The following is a 21,863-nucleotide window of genomic DNA, read 5'->3' on the forward strand; positions in this document are numbered from 1 at the left end:
GCCGGGCGGCCGCCCGCAGCGGTGCGACGCCGTCCGGACGGCAGTGTCAGGGGCGGGAGCCGCCCGCCCGGAGGCCCCCGGGCGCGTGGGCCAGCCGGAGTTCGAGGGCGCCCAGCAGGTCGGCCGCCCGCGCCAGCAGTCCGCCCAGCTCCGCCTGGGCCGCCGTGCCCTCGTCCAGGGTGGCGAGCCAGTTCCAGCCGGCCACCCGCTCCCGTGCGCGGCGGCGCGTCCCCGGGTCCGGGTCGTCCAACAGGGCCACCGACGCCCGCAGTTCGGCGCTCCCGCCCCGGCCTTCCAGCAGCCGGAAGGCGGCCCTGCGGGTGTGCGGGCGCCACTCCCGGCCGGTACGGGCGGCCAGCGCGGCCGCGTCCAGCCGCCGGGCCACCGGCATCAGGTGCAGCGCGGCCTCACGGGCCGCCGAAGCCGACGGTCCCTCCAGCAGTGCGAGCAGGACCGGTTCGGCGACCTCGGCGCCGAACCGGCGCAGCCCCGCCAGGGCGGCGGCCCGCACCGCCCCGTCGGGGTCTTCCAGCAGGCCGCGCAGCACCGGCACATCCTCCCGCCCGGCCACCTCGGCGAAGCCGGTCACCGCGTACCCGCTCACCCGCTCCGGGTCGGCGAGCAGCGCCCGGTAGCGGGCGTACGGATCCCCGCCGTCCTGGCGCAGCAGCCGGCGGGCGCAGGCGCGCACCGACCCCGCCCGGTCGGCGAGGAACCGCTCGGCCTCCGTCGCCCGCCCGGCCCGGCGCAGGGCGGTCACCCCGACGGCCCGTACGGCCGGGAACCGTGAGGCCAGCAGGGCGTCCACCGCCCCGTCGTCCGGCCCGTCGGCGGCCATCGCCGCCAGGACGGCGTCGGTCCACAGCCCGCAGGCCACCGGATCCGGCTCGGCGGCGGCTCGGAGGGCGAGCTCCCGTACCCCGTACCGCCCGGCGGCGAGGGCCACCCGCGCGGCGAAACGGCGGGACGGCAGGTCGGGGCTGCGGCCCAGCCGCTCCAGCATGCCCGCGCGCTGCCCGGGGGTCAGCGAGTTCCGGCTCCAGGTCGTCGAGGGCAGTCCGGGGCGCCACCACGCGGCGAGGGAGGAGTACCGGCCGGCGAGGGCGGCCTCGAGCTGCTCCACCGCCCAGCCGCCGTGTTCGCGCCCGCCCAGCCGCAGCGTGAGCGGGGTGAGCGCCGTCAGTACGTGGGCGGGGTCGTCGGCCACCGGCCGGTTCAGCGCCCGCAGGGCCCGGTCCCGGGTGCGGACGGGGTGCTGGGCCAGCACCCGGCCCAGCACCCTGCGGGCGCGCTCGCGCACCTGCGGGACCCAGTCGGCGCACCGGATCAGGACGAGCTGGGCCGGCGGGTTGCGCCACGCGGCGAGCGCGGCCGCGCGGACCCGCCCGTCGGGGTGGCACAGCCGCGCCTCCAGCCGGTCGGCGCGCACCCCGGGGAGCCGCTGGAGGCGGCGCACGTCCCGGTCGAAGGCGATCCAGGCCTCCGGCCCGTTCCCGTGGAGCCGGCCGGCCACCGGGGCGGTGTCCCCCCGTACCAGCCCCCGGGCCACGCCCCGCCCCCACGCCGCGTCCTCGGCCGCGCTCCACATGTGCCCTCCCCGGCTGGATCCGCCCCCGATGGTAGGGGGCGGCTCGGAGCCCCGCGCGCGATATACGGCCTGGTCAGCACCGCGGGAGGGGGACTCGATTGACGAAACATGCAGAGCAATGCATAGTTATGCCTATTCTTGCCGTGGACCGCAGCGCGTCGCGACCCCGCCTGAATCGTTTGACGCTGTATCCGGACGGCCTCCCCGCACCCTCCGCGGCGGGGAGGCCGCCCACTTCCACCCTCATGAGGAGCAGTAGCTGTGAGCAGCAACAACGGTGACGTCCGGCTCTGGGGCGGCCGGTTCGCCGACGGGCCTTCGGAGGCCCTCGCGAAGCTGTCCGCGTCGGTCCACTTCGACTGGCGCCTGGCGCCCTATGACATCGCCGGCTCCCGCGCCCACGCCCGCGTGCTGGCCAAGGCCGGGCTGCTCACGGCCGAGGAACTCGACCGCATGATCGCGGGCCTCGACCGGCTGGAGGCCGACGTGGCCGACGGCTCCTTCGTCGGTACGGTCGCCGACGAGGACGTCCACACCGCCCTGGAGCGGGGCCTGCTGGAGCGGCTCGGCGCCGACCTCGGCGGCAAGCTGCGGGCCGGGCGTTCGCGCAACGACCAGGTGGCCACCCTCTTCCGGATGTACCTGCGCGACCACGCGCGGATCATCGGCGGGCTGATCGCCGACCTCCAGGACGCGCTGGTCGGCCTGGCCGAGGCGCACGCGGACGTGGCGATGCCGGGCCGGACCCACCTCCAGCACGCCCAGCCGGTCCTGTTCGCCCACCACGTGCTGGCCCACGTGCAGTCCCTGTCCCGGGACGCCGAGCGGCTGCGGCAGTGGGACACCCGTACGGCGGTCTCCCCGTACGGGTCGGGCGCCCTGGCCGGCTCCTCCCTCGGCCTGGACCCGGAGGCGGTCGCCGCCGACCTGGGCTTCGAGCGCGGCTCGGTGGGCAACTCGATCGACGGCACGGCCTCGCGCGACTTCGTCGCCGAGTTCGCCTTCGTCACCGCGATGATCGGGATCAACCTGTCCCGGATCGCCGAGGAGATCATCCTGTGGAACACGAAGGAGTTCTCCTTCGTCACCCTCCACGACGCCTTCTCCACCGGCTCTTCGATCATGCCGCAGAAGAAGAACCCGGACATCGCGGAGCTGGCGCGCGGCAAGTCGGGCCGTCTCATCGGCAACCTGGCGGGCCTGCTGGCCACGCTCAAGGCGCTGCCGCTGGCCTACAACCGTGACCTCCAGGAGGACAAGGAGCCCGTCTTCGACTCCTGCGACACCCTGGAGGTGCTGCTGCCGGCCTTCACCGGGATGATGGCGACCCTCACGGTCAACCGGGAGCGGATGGAGGAACTGGCCCCGGCGGGCTTCTCCCTCGCGACCGACATCGCGGAGTGGCTGGTCAAGCAGGGCGTGCCCTTCCGGGTGGCACACGAGGTGGCCGGCGAGTGCGTCAAGGTCTGCGAGGCCGAGGGCATCGAGCTCGACGAGCTCACGGACGCCCAGTTCGCGAAGATCTCGGAGCACCTGACCCCCGAGGTCCGCACGGTCCTCAACGTCCCCGGCGCCCTGGCCTCCCGCAACGGCCGCGGCGGCACCGCCCCGTCGGCGGTCGCGGTCCAGCTCACCGAGCTCAAGGCCGACCTGGTCATCCAGCACGCCTGGGCGACGCACAAGCAGTAGCCGAAACGCCCGGAGGGGCGGTGCGGACCCGCGCGGGCCCGTACCGCCCCTCCGGTGTGTGGGAGTCAGCAGACGGCGGTGATCGAGTACGGCCGGTCGCTGTCCACCACGGCGTTGCCGGTGCCGGACGGGGTCGCCGTGCGGACGAACAGCGTGGTCGGGTTCAGCAGCCCGACCAGGATGGAGGCGCTGCCGGGGCCCGGATCGTCGCCGCCGTTGGTGTTGACGGTGCCGAGCAGGGCGCAGCCGACCAGGCTCGAGGTGGTCGTGATGTTGTAGCGGCCGGTACCGAACTTGCTGACACCGCGCACGCCTTGGCCGCCGAGCACGATGCCGCCCGCGCTGATCTTCGCCCAGGCGGTGGTGGTCGCCACGGCGCCCGCGGCCTTCCCGGCGGGCGCCGGTTCCGCCGACGCGGAGGACACGGCGAACGCGCCGCCGACCGTGAGTGCCATCGCTGCGGCCCCGAGGGCCAGCTTCATCGATCCGTTCATGGGGAGGACTCTCCCGTCTCCCCGACGACGCACATAACCCCTGGTCACGAGGGTTCACCCGAAGAGATCAAGAGGTCTGATCATCGGCCCAGGCCGCCAGCGCGTCGAAGTCCGGCCGGGTCAGTCCGATCCGCTCGTCGACGTACATCAGCAGCGCGTGCGCCGGGTGGCGCTGCTCGACGTACTCGCGGTCCATGGCCGTGATGTCATCGTCGATCCAGGCGAAGGGGCGCGCGCCCGCGTACTCCAGGACGTACTGCGTCTTCCAGAACGTGCCGCGCGGCGCCCGGCCGTGCATCACCGGCCAGTCGATGTACGGCAGCCGGGGCAGGCCCAGGTGCGGGCCTATCCAGTCGTTGGCCTCGTCCTTCCAGGTGGTGGCCCAGACGAGCTCGTACGCGTCCGACAGCGCCAGCAGTTCGGCCCCGTGTCCGTGGTGGAGCCAGACCCGCAGGGGCTTGCCGTCGGTGAAGCCCGTGGGCCGCATCCGGTGGGTGGAGTAGCCCTCCGGACGGCGCTGGGCCTTGGCCGCGTACGGGTTCAGGGGTCCGTCGACGTCGATCAGCAGCAGTGGCTTCATGCGCACAGATTTCCTTCCGGCTGCCCCTTCGGCAGCCTGTTTTTCCTCCGCATGAGACATCGACGTCTCATTTGAGGTATCGTTGTCTCATGGCCATGGATCGTGACCAGGTGCTCCGCGACGCGGCGGCCCTGCTCTCCCGCAAATCGACCGCGACGATGGACGAGGTGGCCCGCGCCGCCGGCATCGGCCGGGCGACCCTCCACCGGCACTTCGCCGGGCGCGACGCCCTCGTACGGGCCCTGGAGGAGTTCGGCATCCGCCGCTTCGAGGTCGCCTTCGACCGGGCCCGCCTCGACGAGGGCACGGCCGTGGAGGCCCTGCACCGCCTCGTCGCCGAGACCGAGACCGACGCCCAGCTGCTGGCCTTCCTCGTCACCGAGAACCAGCTGTTCGAGGGCGACCAGGTCAACGAGGGCTGGGCCCGCCTCGACGCCCGCGTCGGCGCGCTCTTCCGGCGCGGCCAGCAGGAGGGCCACATCCGGATCGACCTGAGCCCGGCCTGGCTCACCGAGGCCCTCTACGGCCTGATCGGCACCTGCGCCTGGGCCGTCATGGACGGCCGGGTCGCCGCCAAGGACTTCCAATACATGATCACCGAGTTGCTGCTCGGTGGCGCACGACGGAGCGTGGAGTGATGACCAGAACCGAACAGCTGAACCGGCAGACGGGGGCGGAGGGGAAGAGCCGCGGCCGCTGGCTGGCACTCTCCGTGCTCGTCCTGGCCGTCCTGCTGGTCGCGGTCGACGCCACCGTACTCGGCCTCGCCACGCCGTCCCTCAGCGAGGACCTCAAGCCGTCCGGCACCCAGCTGCTGTGGATCGGCGACATCTACTCCTTCGTCATCGCCGGCCTGCTCGTCTCCATGGGCTCCCTCGGCGACCGCATCGGCCGCAAGAAGCTGCTGCTGCTCGGCGCCACCGCCTTCGGTGCCGTCTCCGTCCTGAACGCCTACGCCACCAGCCCCGAGATGATGATCGTGGCCCGGGCGCTGCTCGGCGTCGCAGGCGCCACCCTGATGCCGTCCACCCTCGCCCTGATCCGCAACATCTTCCACGACCCCAAGGAGCGCAGCCTCGCCATCGGCATCTGGGGCGCCACCGCCTCCGCCGGCGCGGCCGTCGGACCGGTCGTCGGCGGAGCCCTGCTCCAGCACTTCTGGTGGGGCTCGGTCTTCCTCATCAACCTGCCCGTGATGGCCGTCCTCGTCGTCGTCGGCGTCAAGCTGCTGCCCGAGTCCAAGAACCCGGTGGCCGGCCCCTGGGACCTGTTCAGCGTCGCGCTCTCGCTCGTCGGCGTCATCGGCGTGGTCTACGCCGTCAAGGAAGTCGCCACCCACGGTGTGACCTGGGGCGTCGCGGCCGCCGCCGTCATCGGCACGGGCTGCCTGTACACCTTCGTGCGCCGCCAGTTCACCCTGGCCTCGCCGCTGCTCGACATGCGGCTGTTCAAGCACCGCGGCTTCTCCGGCGCGGTCCTCGCCGACCTGCTGACCGTCTTCGGTCTCTCCGGCCTGGTCTTCTTCCTCTCCCAGTTCCTCCAGCTGGTCCAGGGCCGCGACCCCCTGGAGGCGGGCCTGGCCGAACTGCCCGCCGCCGTCGGCGCGGTCGTCACCGGCCTGGTCGCCGGCCGGTACGCCCGCCGGTACTCGGTCCGCGTCATCGTCGCCGGCGGCCTCGCCGCCATAGGCCTGGCCCTGGCCGCCCTGACCCTGATCCACCAGCACAGCGCCTACCCGCTGCTCGGCGCCTCCCTGCTCGTCGTCGGCCTCGGCGCCGGTTTCTCCTTCACCGTCACCGCCGACGTGATCCTCTCCAGCGTGCCCAAGGAGCAGGCCGGCTCGGCCTCGGCCGTCTCCGAGACCGCCTACGAGCTGGGCGCGGCCCTGGGCATCGCCCTGCTCGGTTCCATCGTCACCGGCGTCTACCAGGGCTTCACCGCCCCGGCCTCGGTCCCGGCCCCGGTGGCCGACGCGGCCCACGAGTCCCTCGGCGGAGCCGTCGAGGCCGCCAGGGCCCTGGACCCGCAGACCGCCCACACCATGGTCGGCGCGGCCCAGGAGGCCTTCGTCGACGGGCTGCGGCTCGCCTCCGGCGTCGGCGCGGCCGTCCTGCTCGCCACCGCCGTCGCGGCCTGGTTCCTGCTCAAGGGGCAGGAGCTCCAGGACGGAGTCGAGCACTGACACCCCGGCAGGAGGGTGTGCCCCGACGGGAGTTGACAGCCCGTCGGGGCGCGGGACACGATCCCCGCGATGGAGATCACCGACCTGACCCCCGCCGAACGCCGTATACGGGACGCCTTCCCGCGCGGTGAAGGCGTCGACTTCCGCGAGGGGCCCGACGAAGACGCCTCGGGCGGCCACGACTGGGGGCCGGAGCGCACCGTACGGGCCGAGGTGCTCGCCGCCCTCCTGCTGAGCGGCCCTTCCCCCGCGGGACAGGTCGCCGAGCTCAACGTCAGGGGCGCCCGGATCACCGGCAAGCTGAACCTCAAGTACGCCGTCGTCGACCACCCGATCCGGCTGCGCGGCTGCTGGTTCGAGCGCAAACCCCAGCTCTACGGGGCCCGGCTGCGCGCCCTGGTCCTGAACGACTCCACGCTGCCCGGACTCACCGCCTCCACCGTCACCGTCGACATCGACCTGAGGCTGTCCTGCTGCCGCATCACCGGGCCCGTCCGGCTCGCCGGGGCCCGGATCACCGGCGGCCTCTTCCTGCGCCGGGCGGTCATCGGCACCCCGGCCACCGGCGAGGAGCCCCCCGAGGAGACCCCGGAACCGCCGCTCCAGATCAACCACGCCGACATCGGCACCGACATCATCGCCATGGAACTCGTCGTCCACGGCCAGACCCGGATGAACGGCACCACCGTCGGCGGCCAGATCAACCTCGACGACGCCCGCCTGAACGCCCCGGGCGGCATAGCCCTGCACGCCGAGACCCTGTCCGTGGGCACCGACCTGCGGGCCGGCCGCCTGGAGGCCGAAGGGATGGTCAATCTCACCGGCGCCCGCATACCGGGCCAGGCCGCTTTCTCCCGCGCCCGGCTGCACGCCCCGGGCGCGACCGCCCTGCGCGCCTCCAGCTGCACCATAGGGGAGCTGTGGCTGCGCAAGTGCCCGCCCATCGACGGCATCGTCAACCTGCGCCGCAGCCAGCTGGACATGCTCTACGCCGAACCGGACGTCTGGCCGCCGGTGGTCCGCACCGAGGGGCTCGGCTACCGGGTCCTGCACCCGTTCCTGCCCGCCGAGCAGCGCCTGCCGCTGCTGGAGCGCGAGGAGTCAGGCTACCTCCCGCACGCCTACGAGCAGCTCGCCGCCGCCTACCGCACCGTCGGCGACGAGACCGCCGCCCGCAGCGTGCGGCTCGCCAAGCTGCGCCGGCACCGGCACACGCTGCCCCGGCACGCCCGCCTGTGGGGGCTCCTCCAGGACATCACCGTCGGCTACGGCTTCCGGCCGCTGCGCGCGGCGGGCTGGCTCCTGCTGCTGGTCCTGACCGGCTGGGTCGCGTACGGGCTGCACCACCCGAGGCCGCTGAAGCCGGGGGAGGCCCCCGACTTCAACCCGCTCTTCTACACGATCGACCTGCTGCTGCCGATCATCGGCTTCGGCCAGGAGGAGGCGTTCGCGCCGGGCGGCTGGTACCAGTGGCTGTCGTACCTGCTGATCGTGACCGGCTGGATCCTCGCCACCACGACGGCGGCGGGCGTCAGCCGGTCACTCCAGCGGCAGTAGGGCGGGGGCTCAGGCAGCCTTCGCCTTGGTCGCGTACATGTCCACGTATTCCTGGCCCGACAGCCGCATGACCTCGGCCATCACCGAGTCGGTCACGGCGCGCAGCACGTAGCGGTCGCGGTCCATGCCCTCGTAGCGGGAGAACTCCATCGGCTCGCCGAAGCGGATGGTGACCCGGCCCGGGCGGGGCATGCCCTTGCCGCCGGGCTGGAGCTTGTCCGTGCCGATCACCGCGAACGGGACCACGGGGGCGCCCGTCATCAGGGTGAGGCGGGCGATGCCGGTGCGGCCGCGGTAGAGCCGGCCGTCGGGGGAGCGGGTGCCCTCGGGGTAGATCCCGAAGATCTTGCCCTCCTCCAGGATCCGGCGGCCCGTCATCAGCGCGGCGACGCCGCCGTTCGCCCCGTCCCGGTCCACCGGGATCATGCCGGCGCCGGTGAAGAACCAGGCCATCAGCCGGCCCTTGAGCCCCTTGCCCGTCACGTACTCGTCCTTGCCGATGAAGTGGACCGTGCGGTCGCACACCATCGGCAGGATCATCGAGTCGATGAAGGTCAGGTGATTGCCCGCCAGGATCACGGGGCCGGTGCCCGGAATGTTCTCCAGCCCCTCCACCCTGGTGCGGAACATCAGGCGGATGGCCGATCCGGCAGTGGCCTTGATGAGCGCGGTACGGAACAACGTGAGCCCTCCGGCATCGAAAAGCGGTTTTCGCACCACACGGCGGTAGTGCAGGTGAGGACGATACTCGCGGGTCAGCTCTGATCGCACATCGGGTTCACGAGGTGGATACGCGCTGTTGACGTGAGTTTCCGCCATGTTCCACGCGACCCCACTCGTCGGCCACCCCCCTTGCCTACCATCGGCACGCCGATTTCCAAAAGAAGCCGAGCGCTTTTCGATCGATTCCGAACAAGGAGTGGCACTGATGACGCAAGGTGGGACAGCCAGGCGCACCGTCCTGGGGGCCGCGGTCCTCGCGGCCGGAACCGGAATGAGCGCGCTCGCCGCCGGAACCGCCTCCGCGAGCGAGACCGGGCGCGGGGAGGGCGGCTACCGCGACCTGCCCGTCCCCCTGGTCATCGGCCACCGCGGCTCCAGCGGCTACCGGCCCGAGCACACCCTCGGCTCCTACCAACTGGCCCTCGACCTCGGCGCCGACGTCATCGAACAGGACCTCGTCCCCACCAAGGACGGCCACCTGGTCTGCCGCCACGAGAACGAGATCGGCGGCACCACCGACGTCGCCGACCACCCCGAGTTCGCCGGCCGGCGCACCACCAAGACCGTCGACGGGGTCTCCGTCACCGGCTGGTTCACCGAGGACTTCACCCTCGCCGAGCTGCGCACCCTGCGCGCCAAGGAACGCATTCCGGCCATCCGTCAGCGCAACACCCTCTACGACGGCCGCTGGGCCGTCCCCACCTTCGAAGAGGTGCTGCGCTGGGCCGACCGCGAGGGCAAGCGGCGCGGCAGGCGCGTCTGGCTGCACGTCGAGACCAAGCACCCCACCTACTTCCGCGGCCTCGGGCTCGCCCTGGAGGAGCCCCTCGCGGCCCTGCTGCGCCGCTACGGCCGCGCCGGCCGGGACGCCGCCGTCTTCCTCCAGTCCTTCGAGCCCTCCAGCATCCAGCGGCTCTCCCGCCTGGTCTCCGCCCCGCGCGTCGTCCTGCTCTCCGCCGCGAACACCCGCCCCTGGGACTTCGAGGTGGCCAAGGACCCCCGCACCGTCGCCGACCTGGTCACGCCCGAGGGCCTGAAGTGGATCGCCGGCTTCGCCCAGGGCATCGGGCCCACCCTGGACCTCATCGTCCCGCGCACCCCGGACGGCAGGCTCGGCACCCCCACCACCCTGGTGCACGACGCCCACGCCCGCGGCCTCGTCCTGCACCCCTACACGGCCCGCAACGAGAACACCTTCCTGCCGGCCGAATACCGCAAGGGCACCGACCCGAACGCCTACGGGGACGCCTTCGGCGCCTTCAAGCGCTACTTCGAGCTCGGCGTCGACGCCATCTTCACCGACAACCCCGACACCGGACTCCTCGCCGCCGAGGCCTTCCGCCCCGGACGCGGCGTCAACCGCTAGGCCCCCGGCCACGTACGGGTGGGCCGGGTCCGGCGGGGAAACCGCCCGGCCCGGCCCCCGCGTCCCGCCCGGCATGGACCTGCGACGCGAACCGGAACTGATCGAGGAACTGCGCCCGCTGCTCTGCGCCGAGGCGGCCGCGGAGGCCCCCGCCGCCGGGGTGGACGCCGCCGACCTGGAACAGGCCGTCTGGGTCAGGCTGCTGGAGCAGGGACCGCCCGGCCCCGGCCCCGCCGGCCGGGCCCGCTGGCTGAGGCGGGCCGTCCGCGCCGAGGCCCGGCTCGCCCGGCGGCGGACGCGGCGCGAGGTCCCGTACGGGGCGGCCCCCGCGGACACCGCCGACGAGCCCGAGGACGCCCTCCTGCACGGCGAGGAGAACCGCGCCCTCCGATCGGCGGTCGCCCGGTTGCCGGGGCGGTGCCCCGAGCTGATAGCCGCACTTCTGTCGCCCAGGGACCTCACCTACCGTGAAATCGCAGGAGAGTTGGGTATCTCACAAGGAAGTTTGGGGCCAGTGCGTTCCCGTTGCCTGGGATGTCTGCGCAGAATGCTCGGCGGATAGGTTGCGGCTCCTGGCCCGTGGGGAAAGGAGCGGTAGACCAGAGAGCTACCGGTGAGCGGGAGGCATGCGCACATGGGCATGAGCGTGACCATTTCGGCGGCGGCCGCCGAAGACGCCGAGCAGATCTTCAAACTGCAGTACCTGGCGTTCCAGCGGGAGGCCGAGCTGTACGGCAACTACCTCATCCAGCCGCTCACCCAGTCCCTGGACTCCCTGAAGGAGGAGCTGGCCACGGACACCGTCCTGGTGGCCCGGCTCGGCGACGAAGTGGTCGGCACGGTGCGCGGCAGCGTCGGCGAGGACGGCACGGCCAGCATCGCCAAGCTGTGCGTACACCCCCGCCTCCAGGGCCACGGCCTCGGCGCCCGGCTGCTGCGCGGGGTCGAGGAGGCCCTCGCCGGGCACGGCGGCACCACCCGCTTCCGCCTGCACACCGGTCACAAGAGCGAGTCGAACCTGCGGCTCTACCGCAAGGCCGGCTACGCGCAGGTCGGCAACCGCACCGCCTCCGACGGCGTGCACCTGGTGATCCTGGAGAAGGACGCCGAGACCGCCGCCGACTACACCGTCAGCGCCTGAGCGGGCAGGACCCGCGCGTCAGCGCCTGGCGCGCAGCCAGAGCATCCCGGTGACCGGAAGGATCACCGGGATGAACAGGTAGCCCATCCCGTAGTCCGACCAGACGGTCGCGTCGGGGAAGGCCTCGGGCCGGACCAGCGTCCAGGTGCCGACGGCCAGCACGCCCGCGAGCTCGGCGCCGCAGCACACCAGTGCCGCCCGCCGGGCCCGGTCGCCGCCGCGCACGAGCGAGTACGTGATGAACGCGTAGACCAGGGCGGCCGCCGCCGACAGCGAGTAGGCCAGCGGCGCCCTGTCGAACTCGGTGGAGATCTGGAGGGCCGAGCGCGAGACCGCGCCGACCACCATGACCCCGTAGAGCCACACCAGCAGCAGCCCCGGCCCGGACACCAGCCGCTTGCGGGTGTCCGGCGAGGCGGTCGTCGTGTCAGGCACCGGCGGATCCCCAGATGTCGTAGAGGCGCACTTCGAGCACGGCGAGGACGACCGCACCCGCGGCCACCGTCACCGAACCCCACTTGGTGCGCTCGGTCAGCGAGAGCAGCCCGGCCGCCGGGACCGCCGCGAAGGCGCCCACCAGATAGGCCACGAAGAGCACCGTGCCCTGTTCCGGCTTCTCGCCCCGGCCCAGCTGGACCAGGCCGACCACCAGCTGGGCCAGTGCCAGCAGGGTCACCACGGCCATGCCGATGAAGTGCCAGTCCTTGGTCGGCTGGTCCCGCCATACGGCGTGGCCGCACCAGGCGGCGAGGGCGAGTGCGGCCACGCCGAGGGCGGCCGTCAGGGCGTCGAGCATGCTGCGAGGGTATTACGGCCTCCGCGCCCGGCCGCGCACGGGGCGCCGCCGGGCCGCCCCCGGCCGCCGGCCCTGCGCGCAGCCTTGGCCCGGGCGGCCGCCGGCCGTGGCCTTGGCCACAACCGGCACCTCCGCCCGACCCCGCCCGGACCCGGTCGCGGGAGCCCGCCCGGCCTTGCCACGACTGGTCGGGAGCCGGTGCGGACGCCTCGGGACGCGGTGCCGGAGACCCCGGCGCCGTCCGGAATGCGGCCGAAATCCGTCCGGTATGCGGACACTGTTGATCGGTGAACCGGCATGTCTGCTTTACTGGGGCCCATGACCACGACGAGCAGCCGCACCCTTGCGACCGAGGCGACGATGACGCCCGGTGCTCGTTGTATGTGTCGAATGTGCGCCTTCTGAGGGCCCCTTCCCCCGCGGTCTCGCGCCCCGAAGCGAGACGAAGCGAGCCACTCCGCCGTCCAGGTCACCGCTGACCTCCGGTCCGGACCGCTCCAGCCCCGCGCACGTGTCGACGCGCCTTCCTTGTGACGGTTCGACCCGTATCGCGTCCCCAGATGTTTGCCCCGTGCACGGTCCCGCACGCCGTGCACTCGACAGCGACGGAATTCCTGTGATCACCACATCGGGCCTCACGAAGGTCTACCAGTCCCGTGGCCGCGAGGTCACCGCCCTGGACGGCGTCGACCTCCACGTCCGCGAGGGCGAGGTCTACGGAGTCATCGGCCAGAGCGGCGCCGGCAAGTCCTCCCTCATCCGCTGCGTGAACCTCCTGGAGCGCCCCACCACCGGCACCGTCACGGTCGACGGCGTCGAGCTCACCGCCCTCGCCGGCCGCGGCCGGCGCGCCGGCAAGGAGCTCCGCGAGGCCCGCAGCCGCATCGGCATGGTCTTCCAGCACTTCAACCTGCTGTCCTCCCGGACCGTCCAGGCCAACATCGAGCTCCCCCTGGAGATCCTCGGCACCGACCGCCGCGAACGCTCCCGCAAGGCCCTGGAACTCCTCGACCTCGTCGGCCTCGCCGACAAGGCCAAGGCCTACCCCAGCCAGCTCTCCGGCGGCCAGAAGCAGCGCGTCGGCATCGCCCGCGCCCTGGCCGGCGACCCCAAGGTGCTCCTCTCCGACGAGGCCACCAGCGCCCTCGACCCCGAGACCACCCGCTCCATCCTCCAGCTCCTGCGCGACCTCAACCGCCAGCTCGGCCTCACCGTCCTGCTCATCACGCACGAGATGGACGTCGTCAAGAGCATCTGCGACTCCGCCGCCCTGATGAAGAAGGGCCGGATCATCGAGTCCGGCACCGTCGCCGAGCTGCTCGCCACCCCCGGCTCCGAGCTCGCCGCCGAACTCTTCCCCGTCAGCGGCGCCGCCACCGGCCCGGAGCACACGGTCGTCGACGTCACCTTCCACGGCGAGGCCGCCACCCAGCCGGTCATCTCCCAGCTGTCCCGCACGTACAACATCGACATCTCGATCCTCGGCGCCGCGATGGACACCGTCGCCGGCCGCCAGATCGGCCGCATGCGCATCGAGCTGCCCGGCCGCTACGAGGACAACGTCGTACCCGTCGGCTTCCTGCGCGAGCAGGGCCTCCAGGTCGACGTGGTCGACGGGACGGCCCCCGCAACGGACGAAATCGACGACGAACTGGCCGAACTGGTCAAGGACGGTGCCAAGTGACCTGGTCCGAGATGCAGCCCCTGCTCACCCAGGGCGCGTACGACACCCTCTACATGGTCCTGTGGTCCACCCTGGTGACCGTCCTCGGCGGACTGCCCCTCGGCATCCTCCTCGTCCTCACCGACAAGGGCGGCCTCCTGCGCAACCAGCCGCTCAACAAGGCCCTCGGCGTGATCGTGAACATAGGCCGCTCGCTGCCGTTCATCATCCTGCTGATCGCGCTGATCCCGGTCACCACCGCCGTCGTCGGCACGTTCATCGGCCCCACCGCCATGATCGTCCCGCTCGCCATCGGCGCCATCCCCTTCTTCGCCCGCCTCGTCGAGACGGCCGTCCGCGAGGTCGACCACGGCCTGATCGAAGCCGTCGAGTCCATGGGCGGCGGCATCCCCACCCTCGTCGGCAAGGTCCTGCTCCCGCAGGCCCTGCCCTCCCTGGTCGCCGCCGTCACCACCACGGTCATCACCCTGGTCGGCTACTCCGCCATGGCCGGCGCCGTCGGCGGCGAAGGACTCGGCTCCAAGGCCATCACCTACGGCTTCCAGCGCTTCGAGACCGGCTTCATGGTCGCCACCGTCGTGGTCCTCGTCGCCCTCGTCACGGTGATCCAGCTGATCGGCGACGGCGTGGTGCGCGTCCTCGCCCGCCGCGGCCGGACAGCCTGAGCCCGCCCCGGGCCGCCCCTGAGTTTCCCACCCGAGAAAGCCCGCACTTGTCGTGCCTGGGCCACCACCAGCGGGTCCCCACCCCGGACCCGTACCCGCAAGAAAGGCACTCTTCGTGCGTAAGAACATCAAGCTCACCGCCTTCGCCGCCGCCTCCGCCGCGCTCGCCCTCGGCCTCACCGCCTGCGGCAGCTCCTCGGACCCGTCCTCCACCAAGGCCGACGGCGGCAAGGTCGACGAGAGCAAGCCCCTCGTCATCGCGGCCTCCCCGAGCCCCCACGCCGACATCCTGAACTTCGTCAAGGACAAGCTCGCGGCCAAGGAGGGCCTCAAGCTGGAGGTGAAGGAGTTCACGGACTACGTCCTGCCCAACACCGCCACCGAGCAGGGCCAGGTCGACGCCAACTACTTCCAGCACAAGCCGTACCTCGACGACTTCAACAAGAAGAACGGCACCCACATCGTGCCCGTCGTGAACGTGCACCTGGAGCCCCTCGGCCTCTACTCCAAGAAGGTCAAGGCCCTCACCGACATCAAGGCCGGCCAGACCGTCGCCGTCCCCAACGACCCCACCAACGAGGGCCGCGCCCTCCAGCTGCTCGCCGCGAACAAGCTGATCACCCTCAAGGACGGGGTCGGCACCACCGCCAAGCTCGCCGACATCACCGACAAGAAGGGCCTGGAGTTCAAGGAGCTGGAGGCCGGCACGGTCCCGCGCGCCCTGAACGACGTGGACGCCGCCGTCATCAACGGCAACTACGCCCTGGAGGCCAACCTCTCGCCCGCCAAGGACGCCCTGGTCCTGGAGAAGGCCGAGGGCAACCCGTACGCCAACTTCCTGGCGGTCAAGGACGGCAAGCAGAACGACCCGCGCATCCAGAAGCTCGCCAAGCTCCTGAACTCCGACGAGGTCAAGAAGTTCATCGAGGAGAAGTACCAGGGCTCCGTCATCCCGGCCTTCGGCACCCCGGCCGCCTGACGCACCTGGCGCGCCCGACGCGCCCGGCGCACCCGACTCACCTGACGAATCGACCGGCGAACCGCCCGGTCGACGCCGGATCCCCGGCCCCGCGCAGCCTCCCGGGCACGCGGGGCCGCGGTCTGCCCGAATGCTGCCCGCTCGCGGGCAGCCCGGCCCTGCACATCCCCGGGCCGATGCTGCATGCTGTGGCCTACGACCCGCCAAAACGGTCCGTCTCAGGCATGGAGCTGCGCATGACTACCACCTTCCCGGACGTCACCATCAGCACGGACCGGCTGGTGCTGCGCCCCTTCGAGGAGGAGGACGTCACCGCGCTCGCCGAGATGATGAACGACGAGCAGGTCACCGCCTGGACCGTGGCACCGCACCCCTACACCCTCACCGACGCCCACGCCTGGGCCACCGACCGGTCCCACGCCGAACGCACCGCCGGACACGGCATCGTGTTCGCCGTCGCCGAGTTCCTCACCCACCGCCTCGTCGGCACCGTCCACCTCCGCGACACCGACTGGCGCACCCGCGCCGCCGAGATCCGCTACGTCACCGCCCCCTGGGCCCGCGGCGAGGGCTACGCCGCCGAATCCGTCCTCGCCGTCGCCCGCTGGCTCTTCCGCGAGCAGCAGTTCGCGAGACTCGAACTGCGCACCCCCGCCGACAACACGGCCGCCCAGCAGGTCGCCCAGAAGATCGGTTGCATCAGCGAAGGCGTCCTGCGCAACGCCTGGACCGTCCGCACCCAGGCCGCCGACGGCAGCTGGGCCGACACCCGCACCGACCTCATCGTCTGGAGCCTCCTCCCCGAGGACCTCGACGAAGACGACGCCGACGCCTACGACGAGACCTACGGCGCCTACGGGGCCTACGACACCTACGACAGCCGCGAGGCGCGCGAAGCCCGGGACGCCCGCGGCACCCACCCCGCCGCCCACGTCGTCACCGCGGACCGGAACCGACCCGTGACCAGGTAGTCTCGAAGCGCGCGACCCCGACGAAACTTCGCCTGCCCCCACCCCAGGAGACTGACGACGATGGCCGACCGGGTCACGGTGATCGGCTGGGACGGCTCCCCCCTGACCGCGGCCGCCCGGTCCGCGCTCTCCGCGGCCACCCTCGTGGCCGGCGCCGCCCACCACCTCGCGCTCCCCGAAGTCCCGCCCGGCGCCGAACGCATCCGCCTCGGCAGCCTCGGCCTGGCAGCCCGCCGCATCGCCGGCCACCGCGGCACCGCCGTCGTCCTCGCCGACGGGGACCCCGGCTTCTTCGGCGTCGTCCGCACCCTGCGCGCCCCCGAACACGGCCTGGAAGTCGAGGTCGTCCCCGCCGTCTCCTCCGTCGCCGCCGCCTTCGCCCGCGCCGGAATGCCCTGGGACGACGCCCAGGTCGTCGTCGCCCACCCCCGCACCCTGCGCCGCGCCGTCAACGTCTGCCGGGCCCGCGGCAAGGTCGCCGTCCTCACCTCGCCCGGCGCCGGCCCCGCCGAACTCGCCCTCCTCCTCGAAGGGGTCCACCGGACCTTCGTCATCTGCGAGGAACTCGGCACCGACCGCGAACGCGTCACCGTCCTCACCTCCGACGCCGCCGCCGACCACACCTGGCGCGACCCCAACGTCGTCATCGTCATCGGCGGCGCCGGACACGCCCCCGCCGACGCCCCCTGGCTCCTCGGCCAGCACCCCGCCCACGCCCCCGCCGCCGGACGCGGCTGGGCCCGCCCCTCCACCGAACCCGGCGCCGGGGAAGCGGAAGGGGAGTCGGCGCAGCTGCGCGCCGCCCAGCTCGCCCGCCTCGGCCCCCGCCCCGGCGACCTCGTCTGGGACATCGGCACCGGCCACGGGGCCTTCGCCGTCGACGCCGCCGCATTCGGGGCCGCCGTCATCGCCGTCGACGCCGACCCGCGCGCCTGCGAACGCGTAACGGCCGCCGCCCGCAGGCGCGGTGTACAGATCCAGGTCGTCGCGGGCCGCGCCCCCCACGTCCTGGAGAACCTGCCCGAACCCGATGTCGTACGGGTCGGGGGAGGCGGCGCCGAGGTCGTCGCCGCGGTCGCCGACCGCCGCCCCGAACGGATCGTCAGCCACGCCTCCACCCGGGACCAGGCGGAGGCCATCGGACGCACCCTCACCGAACACGGGTACGCCGTCGAGTGCGCCCTCCTCCAGTCCGTGGGCCTCGACACCAGGACCTGGGCCGAACAGGAGCGTTCCGTCGTCTTCCTGCTGGCAGCCGAACGCCCCGTGAACCGCTGACAACGGGCCCGGGGTAGGCTGGCCGATCGTCGTACCGCCAGGCAGGCGCACGACGTGGCGCAGTCCACAGCGGACCGTGCCGGTTTCCGGCCGACACGGTGGCCGACGAGCGCGACAATGCTCAGGAGTTGTCGTGCGGGCGTACGCGAGCCGTCGCGCCGCGCGGCGACCCCGCTCGTCGGGCCACCAGGGCGCCGGGCGATCGAAGAGGCGAAGAGGCAACACCGATGGGCGAGGGGTAAGCATGACTGACACCGGCCAGGTCCCGGGCGAGGGTCACCCGGACAACGCGGGCATGGTGGATCAGCAGGGCGTTCCCGCTCCGGTCCCGTCGATGCCCCCCCTGCCGCCGATGCCGCCGGCCGGCTACGCCTTCCAGGACCTCGTCGACGACCCCGCCGAGGACGAGGAACTGCTGCTGATGCCCAGCGGCCACGGACAGGGCGGCGCCTGGAGCGACCCCCAGGTGGTCCCGCAGGCCCCCGCCTTCCCCGGCGAGTTCCCCGCCGAACAGGGCTACGCCGAATACCCCCGGGCCGAGTACGCCCAGCCGCAGACGCAGCCCCAGCCCGGCGGTTACCCCGAGCCGGGGCACCTCGGCTTCCCGGAGCAGGGCTACGCGCTGCCCGGACAGCCGATGCCGGGCCAGCCCGTCGCCGGCCAGGACCACTCCCTCGCCGGCCAGCCGCTCGGCTTCCCCGACGCCGCGTCCCCCGAGGGCTTCGCCGACCCCGCCGCGTACAGCGCGGGCGCGCACGAGACCGGCGGCCGTGACTCCGGTTCCCTGGACCTCGGCGGCCTCGTCGGATCGCCGGCCGCCGCCGAGGCCGGCCAGATGCCGCACGCCGCCCCCGTCAGCCCGCCCCGCCGGCCCCTGCACATGGGCCCGCCCGTGCCCGAGGCCACCGGCGGAGTCGTACGGTCCCTCGCGGACCGGGGCCCCGCCGCGCCCGTCGCACCGCCGATGCCGGTCGCACCCGCCGTGGCCGTCGTACCGCCCGCCCAGGCCGTGCCCGCCGCCCCCGCGGCGGAGGCCGCCCCCGACGCGGCCATGGCCGCCGCGCAGCCGCAGGCCGCCGCCGCGCCCGGGACCCCGGGCGCGCCCGAGCCGGTGCCGGGCGTGCCCGCCGCGGGGCCCGAGTACCTGGACGCCCCGGGCGCGGAGGCCCCCGCGGCCCCGGCCGCCCCGCAGCCGGGCGAGATCCCGCCGCAGGCCGGAGCCCCCTGGACGGCGGAGCCGACGACCGCCCCGGGCGCCGAGCAGGCCGCCCAGGGCCCGGCCGAGGGCCAGACCCCCGCGGGCGTGCCGGTGGCCGACGGCCAGGCCGCGGTCGAGGGCCAGGCCGCCGCGGTGGCCGAGGGCCTGCCGGTGGGCGAAGGCGCCCCGGTGGGCGCAGGCCAGGCCGGGCCCGAGGGCCGGCCGGTGGCCGAGGGACAGACCGCGCCCGACGGTCTGCCGGTGGCCGACGGCCAGGCCGCCGCCGGTGGTCAGCCTGTGGTGGAGGGCCAGCCTGTCGTCGAGGGCCAGCCGGTGGCCGAAGGCCTGCTGCCGGCCGAGGGCCAGGCACTGGCGAACGGCCAGACCCCGGCGGCCGCTCAGGCCACGTCCGAGGGTCAGCCGGTCGCTGAGGGTCAGCCCGTGGCGGGTCAGTCGGCGGCTGAGGTCCAGCCCGTGGCGGGCCAGCCGGTCGCTGAGGTCCAGCCCGTGGCGGGCCAGCCGGCGGCTGAGGCCCAGCCCGTGGCGGGCCAGCCGGTCGCTGAGGCCCAGCCCGTGGCCGGCCAGCCCGTCGCTGAAGGTCAGCCCGTGGTGGGCGGTCAGCCCGTTGCCGAGGGGCAGCTCGTGACCGAGGGCCAGGGTCCCGCTCTCGCCGAGGGGCAGCCCGCCGGCGACGGCCAGGCCGTGGTCCAGGCCCAGCCCGTGGCCGGCGGCCAGGACGCGGCCGCCGCCGCGCCGCAGGCCGTTCCGGCGGCGGAGGCTGCCGCGACCCCCGAGGGAGCTGTGACCCCCGAGGGAGCAGTGACCCCCGAGGGAGCTGTGGCTGCCGAGGCGGCCGCGGCCCCCGCCCCCGAGACCGCCCCCGCGCCCGAGGCGGCCCCCGCCGCCGACGGCGCCCCCGCGCCCGGCGAGGCGGCTGAGGCTGTCGACGGTGCGCCCGGCACCCCTGAGCCCGCCGTTGCCGCGCAGGCCCCCGAGGGCGTGGAAACCCCGGCCCAGCCGGAGGCCCCCGCGGAAACGGTGGTCCAGGCCGCCGCCGACGCCCCCAAGGCCCCGGCCGAGCAGTCCGACTCCGCCGCACAGGCCGACGTACCGGCCCGGCAGGCCCCGGATGCCGCCGAGGCGCAGCCCGCGACCGCCGAGGGCGAGGCCCCCGCGGAACCGCAGCCCTCCGCCGGTGAGCCGGCCCCCGGCTACGCCGACGCCGAGCGCGAGGCCGTCCTGCGCGTCATGCGCGAGCGCCGCGACATCCGCAACGGCTTCCGCACCGACCCGATCCCGCACGAGGTGCTGCTGCGCGTCCTGGAGGCCGCCCACCACGCCCCGAGCGTCGGCCACTCCCAGCCGTGGGACTTCGTCGTCATCCGCTCGGCCGAGACCCGCCGCACCATGCACGAGCTCGCCCAGCGCCAGCGCGAGGCCTACGCCAAGTCGCTGCCCAAGGGCCGGGCCAAGCAGTTCAAGGAACTGAAGATCGAGGCCATCCTCGACACCCCGGTGAACATCGTCGTCACCGCCGACCCCACCCGCGGCGGCCGCCACACCCTCGGCCGGCACACCCAGCCGCAGATGGCCCCGTACTCCTCCGCCCTGGCCGTCGAGAACCTCTGGCTCGCCGCGCGGGCCGAAGGCCTCGGCGTGGGCTGGGTCAGCTTCTTCGACGAGCGCGAGATGGTCCGCGCCCTCGGCCTCCCGGAGCACCTGGAGGTCGTCGCCTACCTCTGCGTCGGGTACGTCGACGAGTTCCCCGAGGAGCCGGAACTGATGCAGGCGGGTTGGGCCCAGCGCCGTCCGCTTGCCTGGGTCGTGCACGAGGAGACGTACGGGCGCCGCGCGCTGCCCGGCGAGGCCCCGCACGACCTGCTCTCCGACACCGTCGCCAGCATCCGCCCGCTCGACGCGAAGGCGCTCGGTGAGGCCTGGGAGCGGCAGAAGCGGATGACGAAGCCGGCGGGCGCGCTCGGCATGCTGGAGATCATCTCCGCGCAGTTGGCGGGCCTGTCGCGGGTCTGCCCGCCGCCGATCCCGGAGCCGGCCGCCGTCGCGATCTTCGCGGGCGACCACGGCGTCCACGCCCAGGGCGTCACGCCCTGGCCCCAGGAGGTCACCACCCAGATGGTGGCCAACTTCCTGGGCGGCGGGGCCGTCTGCAACGCCTTCGCCAACCAGGTGGGCGCCGAGGTGTGCGTCGTGGACGTCGGCGTGAAGGGCGACCTGCCCGCCACCCCCGGCCTGCTGCCCCGCAAGGTCCGCCCGGGCACCGACGACCTGTCCGTCGGCCCCGCGATGAGCCGCGAGGACGCCATCGCGGCCATCGAGGTCGGCATCGAGACCGCGCGCGACCTCGTCGCGGCGGGCAACAAGGCGCTCCTGACGGGCGAGATGGGCATCGCCAACACCACGGTGTCGGCCGCCCTCATCTCCGTCTTCACGGGCGTCGACCCGGCCGAGGTCACCGGCCGGGGCACCGGCATCAACGACGAGACCCACGCCCGCAAGGTCGAGGTGGTCCGCCGCGCCCTGGAGCTCCACCAGCCCGACCTGAACGACCCGATCGGCGTCCTGGCCGCGATCGGCGGCCTGGAGCACGCCGCGATCGTCGGCCTGATCCTCGGCGGCGCCTCCCTGCGCACGCCGGTCATCCTGGACGGCGTGAGCGCGGGCGCGGCCGCCCTGGTGGCCCGCGCCATCGCCCCCGAAGCCCTGTCGGCCTGCATCGCGGGCCACCGCAGCGCGGAACCGGGCCACGTGGCCGCCCTGAACAAGCTGGGCCTGCGCCCCCTGGTCGACCTGGACCTCCGCCTCGGCGAAGGCACGGGCGCCCTCCTGGCCCTCCCCCTGGTCCAGAGCGCGGCCCGCGCGATGCACGAGGTCGCCACGTTCGACTCGGCGGGCGTCACGGAGAAGTAGGCGGCACGACGACGCGGGGCCGGACACCACATGGTGCCCGGCCC

At 73.6% G+C, this 21,863-nt stretch carries 19 protein-coding genes; 13 read left to right on the top strand and 6 right to left on the bottom strand.

Translation table 11 applies throughout. From position 1 onward, the window contains the following. Positions 1–46: 46 nt before the first annotated feature. Positions 47–1,588 carry a HEAT repeat domain-containing protein gene (locus tag ACZ5NJ_RS01060; RefSeq protein WP_468761318.1) on the bottom strand — a complete coding sequence of 514 codons (1,542 nt, stop codon included), beginning with the start codon at positions 1,586–1,588 and terminating at the stop codon, positions 47–49. Positions 1,589–1,849: 261 nt separating this feature from the next. Here ACZ5NJ_RS01060 and argH point away from each other — a divergent pair, with 261 nt between their 5' ends. Next, entirely contained in the window at positions 1,850–3,277 is a 1,428-nt protein-coding gene (argH, locus tag ACZ5NJ_RS01065; RefSeq protein WP_468761320.1) for an argininosuccinate lyase, read from the top strand. 65 nt (positions 3,278–3,342) lie between these two features. Here argH and ACZ5NJ_RS01070 read toward each other — a convergent pair whose 3' ends face one another. Both ACZ5NJ_RS01070 and ACZ5NJ_RS01075 read right to left on the bottom strand, forming a co-directional pair. After that, entirely contained in the window at positions 3,343–3,771 is a 429-nt protein-coding gene (locus tag ACZ5NJ_RS01070; RefSeq protein WP_468761322.1) for a hypothetical protein, read from the bottom strand. A gap of 67 nt (positions 3,772–3,838) precedes the next feature. Further along, positions 3,839–4,351, bottom strand: coding sequence for an HAD domain-containing protein (locus ACZ5NJ_RS01075; protein WP_468761324.1), 513 nt, complete (start codon positions 4,349–4,351; stop codon positions 3,839–3,841). Between the two features lie 89 nt (positions 4,352–4,440). Between ACZ5NJ_RS01075 and ACZ5NJ_RS01080 the strand changes: the two genes are divergently transcribed. The 3 genes from ACZ5NJ_RS01080 to ACZ5NJ_RS01090 all read left to right on the top strand — a co-directional run bounded on the left by ACZ5NJ_RS01080 (position 4,441) and on the right by ACZ5NJ_RS01090 (position 8,090). Continuing rightward, on the top strand, positions 4,441–4,989 hold the full coding sequence (locus ACZ5NJ_RS01080; RefSeq protein WP_468761326.1) for a TetR/AcrR family transcriptional regulator: 549 nt from the start codon (positions 4,441–4,443) through the stop codon (positions 4,987–4,989). Next, the gene (locus tag ACZ5NJ_RS01085; protein WP_468761329.1) at positions 4,989–6,533 is read left to right on the top strand and encodes an MFS transporter; all 1,545 of its coding nucleotides are present in this window, start codon (positions 4,989–4,991) and stop codon (positions 6,531–6,533) included. The genes ACZ5NJ_RS01080 and ACZ5NJ_RS01085 overlap by 1 nt, the downstream gene beginning before the upstream one ends. A 69-nt stretch (positions 6,534–6,602) precedes the next feature. Beyond that, positions 6,603–8,090: a membrane-associated oxidoreductase gene (locus ACZ5NJ_RS01090; RefSeq protein WP_468761331.1), complete on the top strand. Its 1,488-nt coding sequence runs from the start codon at positions 6,603–6,605 to the stop codon at positions 8,088–8,090. Between the two features lie 9 nt (positions 8,091–8,099). On the opposite strand, the gene ACZ5NJ_RS01095 is transcribed toward ACZ5NJ_RS01090, so the two are convergent. After that, positions 8,100–8,720, bottom strand: a complete 621-nt coding sequence (locus tag ACZ5NJ_RS01095) for a lysophospholipid acyltransferase family protein (RefSeq protein ID WP_468761995.1) — start codon at positions 8,718–8,720, stop codon at positions 8,100–8,102. 298 nt (positions 8,721–9,018) lie between these two features. Here ACZ5NJ_RS01095 and ACZ5NJ_RS01100 point away from each other — a divergent pair, with 298 nt between their 5' ends. From ACZ5NJ_RS01100 to ACZ5NJ_RS01110, 3 genes are all read left to right on the top strand, one after another. Then, complete coding sequence (locus ACZ5NJ_RS01100) at positions 9,019–10,179, top strand: glycerophosphodiester phosphodiesterase (RefSeq protein WP_468761333.1); 1,161 nt, start codon at positions 9,019–9,021, stop codon at positions 10,177–10,179. Between the two features lie 73 nt (positions 10,180–10,252). Next, positions 10,253–10,741 (top strand): sigma-70 family RNA polymerase sigma factor, encoded by a 489-nt coding sequence (locus ACZ5NJ_RS01105; protein ID WP_468761335.1) that lies wholly within the window; start codon positions 10,253–10,255, stop codon positions 10,739–10,741. 72 nt (positions 10,742–10,813) lie between these two features. Further along, positions 10,814–11,320 carry a GNAT family N-acetyltransferase gene (locus ACZ5NJ_RS01110; RefSeq protein ID WP_468761337.1) on the top strand — a complete coding sequence of 169 codons (507 nt, stop codon included), beginning with the start codon at positions 10,814–10,816 and terminating at the stop codon, positions 11,318–11,320. A gap of 18 nt (positions 11,321–11,338) precedes the next feature. Here the strand turns inward: ACZ5NJ_RS01110 and ACZ5NJ_RS01115 are convergent, their stop codons facing one another. Together ACZ5NJ_RS01115 and ACZ5NJ_RS01120 are read right to left on the bottom strand one after the other, a co-directional pair. After that, the gene (locus tag ACZ5NJ_RS01115) at positions 11,339–11,755 is read right to left on the bottom strand and encodes a hypothetical protein (protein WP_468761339.1); all 417 of its coding nucleotides are present in this window, start codon (positions 11,753–11,755) and stop codon (positions 11,339–11,341) included. After that, positions 11,748–12,116, bottom strand: coding sequence for a hypothetical protein (locus ACZ5NJ_RS01120; RefSeq protein WP_079425147.1), 369 nt, complete (start codon positions 12,114–12,116; stop codon positions 11,748–11,750). The genes ACZ5NJ_RS01115 and ACZ5NJ_RS01120 overlap by 8 nt, the downstream gene beginning before the upstream one ends. 616 nt (positions 12,117–12,732) lie before the next feature. On the opposite strand from ACZ5NJ_RS01120, the gene ACZ5NJ_RS01125 reads away from it, so the two are divergent. From ACZ5NJ_RS01125 to cobT, 6 genes are all read left to right on the top strand, one after another. Then, a complete protein-coding gene (locus tag ACZ5NJ_RS01125; protein ID WP_468761343.1) occupies positions 12,733–13,800 on the top strand; it encodes a methionine ABC transporter ATP-binding protein in 1,068 nt (355 codons plus the stop codon). Beyond that, a complete protein-coding gene (locus tag ACZ5NJ_RS01130; protein WP_468761345.1) occupies positions 13,797–14,465 on the top strand; it encodes a methionine ABC transporter permease in 669 nt (222 codons plus the stop codon). The genes ACZ5NJ_RS01125 and ACZ5NJ_RS01130 overlap by 4 nt, the downstream gene beginning before the upstream one ends. A 115-nt stretch (positions 14,466–14,580) precedes the next feature. Continuing rightward, positions 14,581–15,444, top strand: coding sequence for a MetQ/NlpA family ABC transporter substrate-binding protein (locus tag ACZ5NJ_RS01135; RefSeq protein ID WP_468761348.1), 864 nt, complete (start codon positions 14,581–14,583; stop codon positions 15,442–15,444). A gap of 236 nt (positions 15,445–15,680) precedes the next feature. Next, complete coding sequence (locus ACZ5NJ_RS01140) at positions 15,681–16,415, top strand: GNAT family N-acetyltransferase (RefSeq protein WP_468761351.1); 735 nt, start codon at positions 15,681–15,683, stop codon at positions 16,413–16,415. Between the two features lie 60 nt (positions 16,416–16,475). Next, entirely contained in the window at positions 16,476–17,693 is a 1,218-nt protein-coding gene (gene cbiE / locus ACZ5NJ_RS01145; RefSeq protein ID WP_468761353.1) for a precorrin-6y C5,15-methyltransferase (decarboxylating) subunit CbiE, read from the top strand. A 244-nt stretch (positions 17,694–17,937) separates the two neighbouring features. Further along, complete coding sequence (gene cobT, locus ACZ5NJ_RS01150; protein WP_468761355.1) at positions 17,938–21,819, top strand: nicotinate-nucleotide--dimethylbenzimidazole phosphoribosyltransferase; 3,882 nt, start codon at positions 17,938–17,940, stop codon at positions 21,817–21,819. Positions 21,820–21,863 lie beyond the last annotated feature (44 nt).

The organism is Streptomyces sp. NPDC032091 (assembly GCF_055580265.1).